Here is a 14,616-nt window from a genome sequence, read left to right as displayed (position 1 = left end):
CGCCCCACAAATCTCAGCTCAGAGACCGAGATCGCTCAGAGACGGGTGATCTTCAGGTCTTGTGCCCTGTTGCCAGAAAAACAGGCGGTCTTTTTCGGCTATGGCAACATCGTTGATTGACGCCAGACGCCGCGCCATCAGCCCCTCGGCATCGAAAACCCAGTTCTCATTGCCATAAGACCGAAACCACTGGCCGGTACCATCATGCCATTCATAGGCAAAGCGCACGGCAATACGCGCATCGTCATGGGCGAACAGTTCCTTGATCAGGCGGTATTCATGCTCCCTCGCCCATTTCTCCGTGAGAAACGCGATGATCGCCTTACGTCCCTGAAGAAAGCAGTCCCGGTTACGCCAGACGCTGTCGGGGCTGTAGGCCAGAGCGACCTGCTCAGGGTTGCGGCTGTTCCAGCCATTTTCGGCACGGCGTACTTTCTGACGTGCCGTGTCATGCGTGAAAGGCGGCACAAGAAGAAGGCTCATCACATCGTTCCTTGACGGGCGATCAGGCAGCCCTGCGAAAGGCCCCTTCGCGAATGACGCTCTGAATGGCGGCGGTGAGCTTCGTCAGAGCGTCGGGGGTAATCGTGAAGGCTGGCGTCAGATAAACGATCTGGCGGAATGGGCGCACCCAGACGTCATGAGCTACAAGCGCCGCCTTGAGGCGGTTCATGTCATCGATTGAATCAAGTTCCACCACGCCAATTGCGCCCAGAACGCGCACGTCACGCACACCAGGCAGGGCACGGCACGGCTCCAGCTCTTCACAAAGCTGACGCGCAATAGCGGCGACCTGATCGAGACGCGACTCACGCTCGAAGATCTCCAGCGAGGCGCAAGCCGCCGTGCAGGCGAGCGGATTTGCCATGAATGTCGGCCCATGCATCAGCGCGGCCACAGGCGAATCTGACAAAAAGGCCTCGAATACATGGCGGCGCGCCACTGTGGCCGCCAGCGCCATGGTGCCGCCGGTCAGTGCTTTTGAAAGCGTGATGATATCGGGAACGATACCGGCCTGTTCGCAGGCAAACATCGTGCCGGTACGCCCGAAGCCGGTGAAGATTTCATCGAGAATCAGCAGCACATCGTGCTTGTCGGCCAGGACGCGCAGACGCGCCAGAACCTCGGGAGTGTGGAAGATCATGCCACTCGCCCCCTGAACCAGAGGCTCGACGATAATAGCCGCGATCTCATGATTGCGTTCGGCCAGCAGCGTATCAAGCGCGTCGATAAGCGCCTTGTCGCGCGGCAGATCGGCAAGCACCTGTTCGGGAAAAGCTCCCGCGAAAAGGCTGTGCATCCCTTCTTCTGGGTCGCAGATCGACATCGTGGCCAGCGTGTCGCCGTGATAGCCATCACGGAAGGACAACAGCTTTTTCCGCCCCGTCACGCCTCGATTGATCCAGTACTGGATCGCCATTTTCATGGCGACCTCGACAGCAACCGAACCGCTATCGGTATAGAAGCAGTGGTCAAGATCACCCGGCAGCAAGGCCGCAAGGCGACGCGACAGGTCTTTCACCGGTTCATGCACAAGACCGCCCAGCATCACATGCGGCATACGCTCGAGCTGCGCGCCTATACGGGCACGTATATGCGGATGGTTATAGCCGTGGCAAGCCGTCCACCACGAAGCAATGCCATCGACCAGTTCGCGCCCGTCTTCCAGCACGATTGTCGTGCCTTCAGTGCGCGTCGCGACCAAAGGCATCGGCGCGGTCTTCATCTGGGTATAGGGCAGCCAGATTTGCAGCAGGCCGGTCGAGATGTCGGTGCTCATGCAGGGCTGCCTTACTGCCCGCTATCCGGCTCGCGATCGGCGTCGTAAAGTACCTGAAGCACGGCACACCAGGGATAACGCGTATCGTAGAACTGCCCCTCGGCTGTCGCCAGGGCGCCGTTCGAATCGGTCGGCACATGGGTGAGCGACACCGTGTCGTCCACATTGCCGCCAATGATGCTCAGCTCATTGCCGAAAGGCGGGGCATTCTGATGCGTTGCCACCACGATGCCGCAATGCGACGGAAAGCCGTAGGAGGTCGGCAGCATGGCAAAAGTCACGCTGCGGCTCTTGCCACGACCGACACAGAGCAGATCGCCGAGCTGCGGTATGTAGGTCTTCGGGTCCTGGGCGCGCAGCCCGGTCGACTGGCCCGAGGCGGCGGCATTGATATAGGTCGAATGATTGGGCGAATAGGGAAAGCGGTCATTCGCGCCAGCGACGCGCATCACATAGGAGATGAATGCGGCAGACCACGCGTAATGCCCGTCATTCTCCGGGCGGAAGAGCTGGCCATCGGCATTGTATTTGCCGCTCCAGGAGACCTCGGTCTCATAAGGGTCCTGCCCGATCCACCAATATTCACCCACGCGCTGCCACAGACCGGGAATACGCTCCGGCTTGAGCGAGGGAACACTGGCATCGGGGCGCTCTTCCGGATCGTCATCGCTCACCGGCATGCCGAACATCCGCCATTCGCGCATGGCGATGGCTACGACATCCTGACGATTGAACGGGACAAAATTGCGCGAGGCAAAATCGGGCACATGGCCATCGACGCCATAGGGGCCGGTTCGGCCATTCGCGTATTGCGCCATGGGCGTTTGCGCGACGCCCTGGGCGACGGGCTGCACCGGCTCCGAACAGCCCGGGATCAGGCCCAGCAGGCCCAGAGCCGGCAGCAGACGCCAGGTCAGACGTGCTGAAGGCAGGCGGTTCGATGGCAGATAAGACAGTCCGGCGCTCATGATTTGTTCCTATTCCTCAAACGCGTAACGAGAGCCGAACAGCGCCGGTTCATGACAAGGAGATAGGAACGAGAGCGACCCTTCGGTCAAGTGCCGCCCTCTCAACAGCAAGTCAGCCTGCCAGATCGGGGAACAGGGCAGCCAGACCTTCGGCAGTGGCATCGCATCGCCCGCGCTCGGTAAGAAGCCCCGAGACGAGACGCGCCGGTGTCACATCGAATGCCGGGTTGGCGGTCCTGGTGCCTTTTGGCGTGACACGCAGACGCGCCGCCTGACCCTGCTCGTCGAGACCGTGCACATAGGTCACTTCCTCACCCGAGCGCTCCTCGATCGGGATTTCCTTCACGCCATCGGTCACGCGCCAGTCGATGGTGGAGGAAGGCAGCGCCACCCAGAACGGTACGTCATTGTCCTGTGCGGCAAGCGCCTTGAGATAGGTGCCGATCTTGTTGGCAACATCGCCCTGACGCGTCACACGGTCTGTGCCAACGATCACCAGATCGACCTCGCCATGCTGCATCAGATGGCCGCCAGCATTATCGGCCAGCAGGGTATGCGGCACGCCATGCGCGCCCAGTTCCCATGCGGTGAGCAGGGCCCCCTGATTGCGCGGACGGGTTTCATCCACCCAGACATGCACCGGCAGACCGGCATCATGCGCCATGTAGATGGGCGCAAGAGCCGTGCCCCAGTCGACAGTCGCAATCCAGCCCGCATTGCAATGAGTCAGGATATTCAGACGCTCCTGGCCCGGGCGACGCTTTTCCCAGAGGGCGCGAAACAGTTCCAGCCCGTGACGACCGATGGATTCATTGACCTGCACGTCTTCATCGCAGATCGCATCGGCCTCTGCATAGGCAGCTGCCACGCGGGAATCGGGCGAGAGCGGGCTTAGATGCGCGACCATGCGCTCGATGGCCCAGCGCAGATTGATGGCGGTCGGTCGCGTCTCGACCAGCATCGCTGCAGCCTCCGTGAGCCCCTTATCCGACGCATCCTTCTGAAGCGCGAAAGCAAGCCCATAGGCGGCCACGGCGCCGATCAGCGGCGCACCGCGCACCTGCATGCTGCGTATGGCATGGGCCACCTGCGCCTCGTCGCGCAGCGCGAGAATATCGAGCGTCCAGGGCAGTTTCGTCTGGTCGAAAATATGTACCAGTTCGGGGTCATGTGCGTCGCGCCAGACGCTGCGATAGGGCGTGCCGTTGATTTTCACGTGAATATCCGTCTTTCGGGCGTCAGGATCAGAGGCCTTCCATGTGGCAAATAAGGGAGAAGGACTCAAGTTATCTGCACGTTCTTTCCTGTTCTGCACGTAAAGTCTTCATGGATCTGACATGAGACAATTGCGTTCATGACGCATCCCACGGGTCGGGAGAGTGTTTTACGACCGCACCGATCCGGTCTATATTGAGGCTTGAGCAGAAGGACCTCGGGATGAGCGCACCGCAATGGCTGGTTTGGGCAAGGGATGTACAGGCAATCGCCCAGAATGGTCTGACCTTCTGCCAGAATCCCTATGATCGCGAACGTTATGAGCAGCTTCGTCTGCTTTCATCGAACATGCTCGCAGCCCTGAGCAGCACGACACCCGAGCCCATTCTGACCCTTCTGGAAAATGAACGTGGCTATGCCACGCCCAAAATCGATGTGCGCGGCGCCGTCTTCAACGAACAGGGCCAGATCCTGATGGTGCGCGAGGCGATCGACCACGATCGCTGGACGCTGCCCGGCGGCTGGGCCGATGTGAACCTCACCACGGCCCAGAACACCCTGAAGGAAGTGCTGGAAGAAAGCGGCTATACTGCCGAGATCACGAAGCTTGCCGCCTTGTGGGATCGCGACCGGCAGGGGCACCCGCCCGATCTCTTCAGCTGCGCCAAAGTCTTTTATCTCTGTCGCCTGACAGGGGGCACGCCAACGATCGATAATCTCGAAACCTCCGGCATAGGCTGGTTCGATCGACACGATCTGCCGACTGATCTCTCTCTCGGTCGCCTGCAGCCATCTCAGCTCGCCCGCATGTTCGATCATTACGACCACCCCGAGCTGGCGACGGATTACGACTGACACCATGAGAGTTCTGACCGTTCTCCCCCGCCGGGAAGGCTATGCGCCGGACCGGGCGGGCGCCATCGCGCTTCTGGTATCACGTCTCGCCACGCCTGACGACATCGTCATCGGCACCGAGGTAACGGGCACGCCCCTGCCGGGCGGGCAGTTTTTTGCCATCACCGAGCCGGGCGGCCTGCATCGCTGGAGACGCGATGGCACGCGTTACCGCATTGCTTGCCAGCGTGAGATTCGTCGGCACAAGCCCGATCTCATCGAGGTGCATAACCGCCCTGCCCTCGCCTATGCCCTGAGCCGGTGCGGCATTCCCGTTCATCTCATCCTGCATAACGACCCGCAGGACATGCACGGCGCCAAGCGTCCCCGCCAGAGACAGGAATTGATGCAGCGTGTGCGCGTCTTCACCGTCTCTCTCTGGCTGCGCCGCCGCTTTCTGGAAGATCTGGATGACGGCCCGGTTACGGTCATGCCGAACTGTCTGGATCTCTCAACCCTGCCCGAACCACCGGCAGAGCGCGCCAAGCTTGTCCTGTTTGCGGGGCGCATGGTGTCGGACAAGGGCGCCGACGCCTTTGTACGCGCCTGGTCGGCCATCAGCGCGCAAGCGCCGGAATGGCGCGCCATCATGATCGGCGCCGATCGTTTCCGCTTCAACTCACCCCGCACGACCTTCGTCGATCGGGTCGAGACCGATGCGCGCGCAGCGGGCATCACGCTCTGCGGTTATCAGATGCATCATCAGGTGCTCGAGGCCATGGCCGCCGCGTCGATCGTGGTGGTGCCGAGCCGCTGGCCTGAACCTTTCGGCCTGACCGCACTCGAAGCCATGGCCAGCGGTGCGGCGGTCATCGCCTCGCCTCGCGGCGGCCTGCCGGAAGTGGTCGGAGACGCCGCCCTCCTCGCTTTGCCCGATGATGGCGATGCCCTTGAGCGGGCGCTGCTGCGCATGATCGGCGATCCGGCACTCAGGGCGGAATATATGGCCCGCGGACGCAGGCAGGCGCAGAAATTTGATCTCGTCGCGGCACGCCAGTTGCTGCAGAAAATGCGTGATCGCTCTGTAAAGAGCCGGAAATCCAGATAGATATCTGACTTTCACGCCGCATATTCGACACATTGAGCTCATTTAAAGTACGCCATCAGTATCTGATCGAGAGAAATCATGAACAAGACCCGTTTTTTATCCTCCATGGCGTTAGCATCTCTGGTTTCCATGCCTCTGGCTCATGCCCAGACTTCGGGATGCAACAACAATACTTCCGGCACCGATATGATCGGTCGCCTGGCCAACAAGGAAAACTGCCTGAACCAGCGTGTGGAAAACTGGCAGCAGAAGAACCGCGACGCCGCCGCAGCGCGCCAGAAAAAAATCGACGACCTGCGCGACAAATATACCAATGCTCCTGAGCGCGAGCGCGAGAAGATCCAGGGCAAGATCGAGGATCAGAAGAACAAGCTCAACCAGATCAAGGAAGAGCGCACCCAGAAGCTGGACCAGTTCCGTGCCGACCAGAAGGCGCAGCACGAACGCATGAAAGCGCTTTCCGACAAGACGAAGCAGGATTTCCGCAATCTCGGCCATCTGAACTGACAGCCCGATTGTCACGCCCCTGACCGGGCGCCCTCCTGCGTCAGAGCGCGGGAGGGGAAAGGTCGAGATTAAAAAAGACCGCACCCTATCGAATTCGCATGTCTCATGCCGAATTTCGAGGGTAAGACGGAATGCATGACGGTTTCTTCCCCCCTGCAGGGCGCTTCTCTCGCGACTTCTTTCTCTCGCGAGACCGAACATGGCCTGACTATCTCGCCCCGACATCGGAAGCGCGTGGTTCTGACCGGCGCATCGGGCGGAATCGGTATTCTGATCGCAAGGCGCCTGCTCGCCCTCGATTATCAGGTTATCGCGCTCTGCCGGTCAGCGCCGGCGATCGAGAACGATGCCTTTATTCACCTACCCTGCGATCTCGGCTCACCTGACGCACTGAGCGAGGCCTCTGCCCTGATCGGTGAAAACAGCGAGCCCGTTTTCGCCGTCATTCACTGTGCAGGCACGATTGCGCCATCACCCGTCGCCCAAAGCGATGAAGCCGCTATTGCCGATCAGATCGCTCTCAACCTCAGCGCGCCTATTCTGCTGACACGCCTGATGCTGCCTCTGATGCAAACGGTCGATGGCCCACAGAAGAGCCGCATCGTTTTCGTCAACTCGATGGCTGCGGTCATGCCGCTGGCGGGAAGTGCTGTCTATGCCGCCGCAAAAGCCGGGCTGCGCAGTTTTGCCCTCTCGCTCGCTCAGGAAGTGCGTTCGCGCGGCATTCTGGTCAGCACCGTTTTCCCCGGTGCCGTGCAGACCGACATGCTGACCCGCGAAATGCAGCAGGGCGGGTCGATGCTGAATTATGTCAGCACGCCCCTCGACCCCGATCTGGTTGCCAGGGCCGTGACCGATCAGCTTACCCGGCATCGGGAAGAACGGTTCCTGCCAGCGATTGATGGCACTTTCGGCCGGTTATGCATGCTGGCCCCCTGCCTGCTGCGCCTTTGTCTGCCGCTGCTCGGCCTTCTCGGTCGGCGCGGCTACCGAAAGGCCATGAAGCGGTAACGCAACCTCGGGCATGATAACGCGCAATTGACAAGGGCGGGTCACGACGGCAGGGACAGGGCATGACGCGTTTCGATCCGCTTCTCAGACAGGCCCTCGACTCTCTTGAGGCACGCGCCCTGCGTCGTCGACTGCGCCCCCTGCAACGAACGCCAGATCAGGTGCTGCGTCACGGGCAGGCCATACGCGATTTCTCATCCAATGATTATCTCGGCCTCTCGGGTCACAAAATGCTGCGCGAGCGTGCTGCCGACTGGGCCTTGCGCCATGGCACCGGGTCACGCGCGTCGCGACTGGTTTCGGGCACGCTCGACCTTCACGAGCAGGTCGAAACCCGGCTGGCCGCGTTTAAGGGCACAGAGGCTACGCTGCTTTTCGCCTCTGGCTGGCAGGCCAATGCTGCCGTCCTGCCTGCGCTGTTCCGCCTTGCGAAAGAACAGACCGGCGAGGCACCGCTTGTTTTTTGCGACAAGCTCAACCATGCCAGCATGCATCAGGGCTGCGCTGCCTCAGGCGTAAGGCAGATCCGCTTTCGTCATAACGATCTCGACCATCTTGAAGCCCTGCTCAAGCGCCACGCCGATCTGCCCGGTATGCGCTTCATCCTGACAGAGAGCGTGTTCTCGATGGATGGCGACACAGCCGATATCGCGGCGCTTTCAGCGCTCGCAAGACGCTATGATGCGTTCTTCTATCTCGATGAAGCCCATGCGACCGGCGTACTCGGTCCGCAGGGTCGCGGCCTCTCTCATGGTCACGAGGTCGATCTCGTGATGGGCACGTTCAGCAAGGCACTTGGCGGCATGGGTGCCTATATCGCCGGATCGCGCGCACTCTGCGACTGGCTCATCACGACGAGTTCCGGCTTCATTTACAGCACAGCACCCTCGCCCCCGATGCTGGGCGCGATGGATGCCGCGCTCGAACTCGTGCCCGGTCTCGACCCGCAGCGACACGCGCTTCAGCAGAATGCTGCGACATTGCGCGGCCTGCTCGGCGACGCCGGAATCAATACCGGGCTTTCAACCACCCAGATCGTGCCCGTCATTCTCGGCGATGAAGAAACGACACTCGCTGTTGCGGGCAGGCTGGAGCAACAGGGTTTTCTCACTATCGCCATCAGACCGCCTACCGTGCCACCCGGCTCGGCCCGGCTGCGTCTGGCCCTGAGTGCCGCTCATGACAGCACGGATATCACGCGCCTGGCCGAGGCGGTCATTACAGCCAGCCAGTCCCGCCCGGCATGAAGCTCGTCTTTGTCCATGGCTGGAGTTTTGACGCCAGCTTCTGGCGCCCGCTTCATCAGGCGCTCAACCAGCCTGACGCGCTCTTTCCCGACCGTGGTTATGGCGGCGCCCCTGCCCATATCGCCCTGCCTGAAGAACCGTATTTCCTGATTGGCCATTCAGCCGGGGTGCTTTGGGCATTGACCCGATCCCTGCCCGCCTGTCGGGGAATCATCGCCTTCAACGGTTTCTCACGCTTCAGCCAGTCGGCGGATTTCGCACCGGGCATACCCGGACGGGTGGTCACACGCATGCGTAGCCGCCTCGCCAGCGCGCCGGAAGAGACGGTCACGCAGTTCAGACGGCAATTCGAGCCTTTCCTGCCCTGCGATACCGCGCTCGACAAGCAGGCGCTCGAAACCGGGCTGACCGAACTTCTCGACGCGGATGGACGCGACCGAGCGCGTGAATGGGGCCGCGCCCTGACCGCCATTCATGGCGCGCAGGACCCGCTGATTTCGACCGCCATGCATGAAGCCAGCTTTCCCGAGGCAACACGCCTCGTGATGGAGGGCGGGCATCTTCTGCCGGTCACCGCTCCCCGCGCCTGCGCGGCCCTTATCGACGATATCCTGAAAGCCGCCTCATGACCGATGCGCGCAGCACGATTGCATCGCGGTTCGACAGCGCCGATTTCTATGAAGAGGCCGCGCGTGTGCAGGCCATCGCCGCCTCTGCGCTCGCTGAGAGGCTGACGGCGCTTTATGCAGATCGCCCGGCTCCGAAGCGTATTCTCGAACTCGGCTGCGGAACCGGCATTCTCACCCGCGCCCTGCGCAGGCTTTTTCCGAAAGCGAGGCTAACGGCAATCGATCTCTCTCCCAGAATGGTCGAGCGCACCCGTCAGGCCGTGCCGGATGCTGTCGTTCGTGTGATGGATGCCGAGACACCAACGCTAGACGGCTCTTTCAACCTGATCTGCTCGAGCTTCTGCATGCAATGGTTTACCGATCGCAAAGCTGCCTTCCGGCGGCTGGCCCGGTTGCTGACACCGGGCGGCAGGATCGAGGTCACCACGCTCGCTCAGGGCAGCTTCGCTCAATGGCGGGCCTCCTGCGAGGCGCTCGGTCTGCCCTGCGGCTTTCCGGATTATCCGGCGCTGCCTCTCTTGCAGACCGAATGGCCGCACGCGCTTCGAGGCCAGTGGACGGTCACGCTCCTTCGCGACCCAGTAAGATCGGCACGGGATTTTCTGCGTGATCTGAAAGCGATTGGTGCGACCACCCCCAGAATCGGCAGCACGCCTCTGCCCGCACGCGATCTGCGCCGGGTCATGCAGCATTTCGACAGGACCGCAGACAGCATGGATTATCAGGTCGCTTTCGGCTCTGCCGAAAAACAGGCGCGTTTTTTTGTCACCGGCACCGACACGGGCATCGGCAAGACCCTTGTCTCTGCCATTCTCACCAGAGCCCTCGGCGCCACCTACTGGAAACCCTTCCAGACCGGGCTGAATGAAGAGGCGGGCGATACGGCAGGTGTGACCACTCTGGCGGGGCTGACGCCGGATCGTGTCATCCCGCCTGCCTATGCGTTTCAGGCCCCCCTCTCACCGCAGGATGCGGCAGCGCTCGAGAATATAATCGTAAGGCCGGATACGCTGACACTGCCCGATACGAACAAACCTCTGGTCGTTGAGGGCGCTGGCGGGTTGATGGTGCCGCTCAATGACGACACGCTGCTGATCGACTGGCTGGCCGGCCTCGATCTGCCGGTCATTCTCGTCTGCCGCAGCGGCCTTGGCACCATCAACCACACATTGCTCAGCCTCGCCGCCCTGCGTGAACGGGGCATCGAAACCGCCGGAATCGTGATGAGTGGCGTACCGAATGCGGGCAATCGTGCCGCCATCGAACGCTTTGGCAAGATCGCGGTACTGGCTGAAATTCCACTTCTCGACGACGTCACACCAGAGCGTGTCGCCATCGAGGCGGAAAAACTCGCCCTGACGCTGGGCGTGCAGGGCGCCTGATCGTCAGCCGGGGAAAAAGCGTGGCAGGTCCTGAAACTGCCAGCCGCAAACGCGCCCACGCTGCCCGGTGGCATCAGGGGGGCCTTCATAACCCTCGACGATATTGATGCTCGTCTCATAACCCAGATGCGCGGCCAGTTCCGCCGTCTGCTGCGAGCGCATACCCGAGCGACACAGGAAGAGCAGCGGCGTATTCAGCGAAGGCACGGCCTCACGCAGCGCCTCGGCAAAACCGACCGCGTCATACGGGTCCCAGCTCAGCGCGATCGCCTCCTTGTCGAGCGTGCTCAGATTGGGCAGGCCGACAGCTTGCCACTCACCCGGCGTACGCACATCGATCAGAACGGCATCCTTGTCGGCGCCCAGACGTTCCCACGCTTCGCGCGCTGAAATACAGTCGACCATCGTTTTTCCTCATTTATTTTACATGTCGCGACGTTAAACTCTGAAACCGCAGACGTATAGGATGGAATGCAGATGACCACGCAGACCCCGAATTCTCCGCTTTCTTCGGGCATTATTCCCGGGTGGAAGCACCCTTCCGATGGCATGATCGGTGCGATTGGCGGCACGCCGCTCATCCGCCTGAGACTCGCTTCCGAGGCGACGGGCTGCGACATCTACGGCAAGGCGGAATTCATGAATCCGGGTGGTTCGGTCAAGGACCGTGCCGCCCTTGCCATCATTCTCGACGCCGAGTCACGCGGTGTGCTCAAGCCGGGCGGCGTGATCGTGGAAGGCACGGCTGGCAATACAGGCATCGGGTTGACCCTCGTTGCCAAGGCGCGCGGCTATCGCACCATCATCGTGATGCCTGAAACGCAGAGTCAGGAGAAAATCGATTTCCTGCGTATGATCGGTGCCGATCTGCGCCTGGTGCCTGCCAAGCCATTCCGCGATCCGGGCAATTACGTGCATGTCTCGCGCCGTATTGCCGAAGAAACCGATAATGCGGTCTGGGCCAACCAGTTTGACAACACCGCCAATCGCGAAGGCCATCGTGCGACCACGGCAGCAGAGATCTGGCATCAGCTCGACGGGAAGATCGACGCCTTTACCTGCGCCTGCGGCACGGGTGGCACACTGGCTGGCGTTGCCCTCGGCCTAGGCGATCTGGCCGAGCAGGCCGGCCGCAAGCGCCCCGAGATCGTTCTGGCCGATCCTGAAGGGTCGGGTCTGTATGGCTGGGTCAAATCCAACGATCTCAGCGTCTCTGGCGGTTCGATCACCGAAGGGATCGGGCAATCGCGCGTGACGGGCAATCTTGAAGGCGTCACGATCGACGATGCCGAGCGCATTCCCGATACCGAAGCTCTGGAGCAGATTTTCTCGCTTCAGGATCGTGAGGGCATTTCGCTGGGCGGTTCGGCCGGAATCAACGTGGCCGCCGCGATTCGCGTGGCCAGACGCCTTGGTGCGGGGCATCGGATTGTAACAATTCTCTGCGATGGCGGCGCGCGCTACCAGTCCAAGATCTTCAATCCGTCCTTTCTGCGGGCAAAAAACCTGCCGACCCCACCCTGGCTCGATTGAGACAGGGTTTCGCAACTTGTGACGGAGTGAAACACCCTCTTGTGGCGCCAATGCGATTCGGACCAATGTTACATTTATGGATACGAACCCGCACCTTCTGATCGTTGATGATGACCGCGAGATCCGAGAGCTGCTCTGCCGCTTTCTGGAGCGCAACCATTTCCGCGTGACAGCCGCACGCGACGGGCGAGAAGCCCGTCGTGCCTGGGCTGCCGGGCATTATCAGCTTGTGGTGCTGGATCTCATGCTGCCTGGCGAAAGCGGCCTCGACATCGCACGCTGGCTGCGTAGCCAGGATAATGTGCCCATCATCATGCTGACCGCCATGAGCGATGAGACGGACCGTATCATCGGCCTCGAATTCGGCGCCGATGACTATGTCGCCAAGCCCTTCAACCCGCGTGAACTCCTGGCCCGCATCCGTGCCGTTCTGCGTCGCACCGCCGACAGCTCGGACAAGAAACTCTCTGCTGACTCCCGTACGATCCGCTTCTCAGGCTGGACCCTGGAGCCCGCACGTCGCCGCCTGCTCAACCCTGAAGGCGCCGAGATTCCGCTGACCGGCGGCGAGTACGACATGCTTCTGGCTTTTCTGGAGCGCGCGAACCGCGTGCTGACCCGCGACATGCTGCTCGAATTGCTGCGCGGCCGACAGGCAGGTCCGTTCGATCGCGCCATCGACGTTGCCGTCAGCCGTCTGCGTCGCAAGCTGGAAGATGACGGGCGCAATGCGCAGATGATCAAGACCGTACGTGGTGGTGGCTATGTTCTCGCCGCCGATGTCGAACGCCTCTGACGCTGTGCTGCATCTGCTGCCGCGCTCACTGAGAGCGCGCACCAATCTGCTTCTGATTGCCGGGCTCTGCGTGGTTCAGGCTGCCGGTCTGACCATCCATGCCCTGGATCACCTCAATATCGCCGACCGGGCTGAGATGCACGAAAACGAGCATCACGCCTTTTCCATCTATCATACCCTGGTCGAGCTTCCCCCCTCGGATCGTGAAGCCAGTCTGGCCGCCCTCGAGGTGCCGTCGAACTTCAAGATCATCTTCGATAACAAGCCGGATACGCATCTTCCTGGCTCCTTCATTCCGCTCCCCTTCGGCATGAACCCCATGATGCGCGGCGGCCCACCGGGCGGACAGGAAGATCCCAATTTCGGCGGACCGCCCCCTGTTGGCGGCCCAGGCGATTTCTCGGGTGGCGAAGGCCGTCCGCCCTTCCCTTTCGAAAATGGACCTCCCCCTAATGGCGGTGAGGGTTTTCCCTCTGAAGAGCGTCGAAACCAGACTTTCATGCCACCGCCACTGGCAGGCATCGGCATGCTGCCCGCGAGGCTGCGCCCCGAGCGCGTCATCATCGGGCACAAGCCCGGCACGCGGCATTACGCCCTTTCCTTCCAGATGCCCGACGACCATCGCTGGCTGGTCATGAGCTACACGGTGAGGCCGCCTAACCCGTTTGGTTCCCCTACCTTCATGATCTCGTTTGCCCTCATGACCATTTGCGGTGGCGGGCTGATCCTGTGGGGATCGCATCGTCTCATTGCGCCTGTCGCGACGCTGGCCAATGCCGCCACGGCACTCGGACGCAACGTCCATGCCCAGCCTCTGCCCGAAGCCGGGCCGACGGAAATCCGTCAGGCGGCCGTTGCCTTCAATACCATGGCCGCCCGTATCCGGCGTTTCGTGACCGATCGCACGCTCATGCTGACCGCCATCGGCCATGATTTGCGTACCCCGATCACCCGTCTCAAGCTGCGTGCCGAGTTCATCGATGATGATGAATTGCGCGACAAGTTTCTCGCCGATCTGGACGAGATGGAAAGCATGGTCGCCGCGACTCTCGCCTTCGGGCGCGACAGTTCGACCCTCGAACCCATGACCGCGCTCGATCTGAGTGCCCTGCTCCAGACCGTGGCTGACGAAGCCGCCGAGGCGCGCCCCGATCTGGCTGAAGACGTCAGCTACGAACCCCCGCCGACACCTATCCGCATCAAGGCACGCTCGCTTGCCCTGAAGCGCGCCTTGACCAATCTGGTGATGAACGCCCTGAAATATGGCGGGTCGGTCTCGATCAGCGTCGCCTGCGTGCGTGGCCCGGAGCAGGAAAAATCCGTCTGCATCCGCATTGACGACAGCGGCCCCGGCCTGCCGCCGGAAGATCTCGAACGCATGTTCGAACCCTTCGTCCGCGCCGAGACCAGCCGCAACCGTGAAACCGGCGGCACCGGGCTGGGTCTTGCCATCGCCCGCTCCACCCTGCGCGGCCAGGGCGGCGATGTGACACTGACCAACCGCGCTGAAGGCGGGCTACGGGCGAGCGTCATTCTGCCGATTTGATGTGTGTCGGGCTCCGCCCGAACCCGGCACGGACCTCGGCCTCTGCACCCCGCTTCCCAC

General features: G+C 61.6%; 15 protein-coding genes. 10 read left to right on the top strand and 5 right to left on the bottom strand.

Translation table 11 applies throughout. The features are described from left to right. Positions 1–18 precede the first annotated feature (18 nt). The 4 genes from IEV53_RS04265 to mtnA all read right to left on the bottom strand — a co-directional run bounded on the left by IEV53_RS04265 (position 19) and on the right by mtnA (position 3,964). Positions 19–483: a nuclear transport factor 2 family protein gene (locus tag IEV53_RS04265; protein ID WP_188425556.1), complete on the bottom strand. Its 465-nt coding sequence runs from the start codon at positions 481–483 to the stop codon at positions 19–21. Between the two features lie 22 nt (positions 484–505). Further along, on the bottom strand, positions 506–1,780 hold the full coding sequence (locus tag IEV53_RS04260) for an adenosylmethionine--8-amino-7-oxononanoate transaminase (RefSeq protein ID WP_188425555.1): 1,275 nt from the start codon (positions 1,778–1,780) through the stop codon (positions 506–508). Between the two features lie 11 nt (positions 1,781–1,791). Continuing rightward, positions 1,792–2,748 (bottom strand): DUF2272 domain-containing protein, encoded by a 957-nt coding sequence (locus IEV53_RS04255; RefSeq protein WP_188425554.1) that lies wholly within the window; start codon positions 2,746–2,748, stop codon positions 1,792–1,794. A 112-nt stretch (positions 2,749–2,860) separates the two neighbouring features. Continuing rightward, entirely contained in the window at positions 2,861–3,964 is a 1,104-nt protein-coding gene (gene mtnA, locus IEV53_RS04250; protein WP_188425553.1) for an S-methyl-5-thioribose-1-phosphate isomerase, read from the bottom strand. 221 nt (positions 3,965–4,185) lie between these two features. Between mtnA and IEV53_RS04245 the strand changes: the two genes are divergently transcribed. The 7 genes from IEV53_RS04245 (at position 4,186) to bioD (ending at position 10,681) form a co-directional block, all read left to right on the top strand. Next, complete coding sequence (locus IEV53_RS04245; protein ID WP_188425552.1) at positions 4,186–4,818, top strand: NUDIX hydrolase; 633 nt, start codon at positions 4,186–4,188, stop codon at positions 4,816–4,818. Positions 4,819–4,822: 4 nt separating this feature from the next. After that, entirely contained in the window at positions 4,823–5,905 is a 1,083-nt protein-coding gene (locus IEV53_RS04240) for a glycosyltransferase family 4 protein (protein WP_188425551.1), read from the top strand. A gap of 78 nt (positions 5,906–5,983) precedes the next feature. Next, a complete protein-coding gene (locus IEV53_RS04235) occupies positions 5,984–6,412 on the top strand; it encodes a hypothetical protein (protein WP_188425550.1) in 429 nt (142 codons plus the stop codon). Between the two features lie 135 nt (positions 6,413–6,547). Beyond that, complete coding sequence (locus IEV53_RS04230) at positions 6,548–7,423, top strand: SDR family NAD(P)-dependent oxidoreductase (protein WP_188425549.1); 876 nt, start codon at positions 6,548–6,550, stop codon at positions 7,421–7,423. A gap of 62 nt (positions 7,424–7,485) precedes the next feature. Next, a complete protein-coding gene (locus tag IEV53_RS04225; RefSeq protein ID WP_188425548.1) occupies positions 7,486–8,670 on the top strand; it encodes an aminotransferase class I/II-fold pyridoxal phosphate-dependent enzyme in 1,185 nt (394 codons plus the stop codon). Next, the gene (locus IEV53_RS04220; RefSeq protein WP_188425547.1) at positions 8,667–9,299 is read left to right on the top strand and encodes an alpha/beta fold hydrolase; all 633 of its coding nucleotides are present in this window, start codon (positions 8,667–8,669) and stop codon (positions 9,297–9,299) included. The genes IEV53_RS04225 and IEV53_RS04220 overlap by 4 nt, the downstream gene beginning before the upstream one ends. Further along, a complete protein-coding gene (bioD, locus tag IEV53_RS04215) occupies positions 9,296–10,681 on the top strand; it encodes a dethiobiotin synthase (RefSeq protein WP_188425546.1) in 1,386 nt (461 codons plus the stop codon). Before IEV53_RS04220 ends, bioD begins: the two co-directional genes overlap by 4 nt. A gap of 3 nt (positions 10,682–10,684) precedes the next feature. On the opposite strand, the gene IEV53_RS04210 is transcribed toward bioD, so the two are convergent. Then, the gene (locus IEV53_RS04210; protein ID WP_188425545.1) at positions 10,685–11,086 is read right to left on the bottom strand and encodes a rhodanese-like domain-containing protein; all 402 of its coding nucleotides are present in this window, start codon (positions 11,084–11,086) and stop codon (positions 10,685–10,687) included. A gap of 144 nt (positions 11,087–11,230) precedes the next feature. On the opposite strand from IEV53_RS04210, the gene IEV53_RS04205 reads away from it, so the two are divergent. The 3 genes from IEV53_RS04205 (at position 11,231) to IEV53_RS04195 (ending at position 14,556) form a co-directional block, all read left to right on the top strand. Then, positions 11,231–12,214 carry a cysteine synthase A gene (locus tag IEV53_RS04205; protein WP_188425838.1) on the top strand — a complete coding sequence of 328 codons (984 nt, stop codon included), beginning with the start codon at positions 11,231–11,233 and terminating at the stop codon, positions 12,212–12,214. 76 nt (positions 12,215–12,290) lie between these two features. Further along, the gene (locus tag IEV53_RS04200) at positions 12,291–13,010 is read left to right on the top strand and encodes a response regulator (RefSeq protein ID WP_025840579.1); all 720 of its coding nucleotides are present in this window, start codon (positions 12,291–12,293) and stop codon (positions 13,008–13,010) included. Further along, entirely contained in the window at positions 12,967–14,556 is a 1,590-nt protein-coding gene (locus IEV53_RS04195) for an ATP-binding protein (RefSeq protein ID WP_306414287.1), read from the top strand. The genes IEV53_RS04200 and IEV53_RS04195 overlap by 44 nt, the downstream gene beginning before the upstream one ends. Positions 14,557–14,616: the final 60 nt, after the last annotated feature.

The sequence above is a fragment of the Asaia siamensis genome, from assembly GCF_014635085.1.
GTDB lineage: Bacteria > Pseudomonadota > Alphaproteobacteria > Acetobacterales > Acetobacteraceae > Asaia > Asaia siamensis.
The sequence above is the reverse complement of the archived record's forward strand: the minus strand, read 5'-3'. Positions and strand labels throughout refer to the sequence as shown.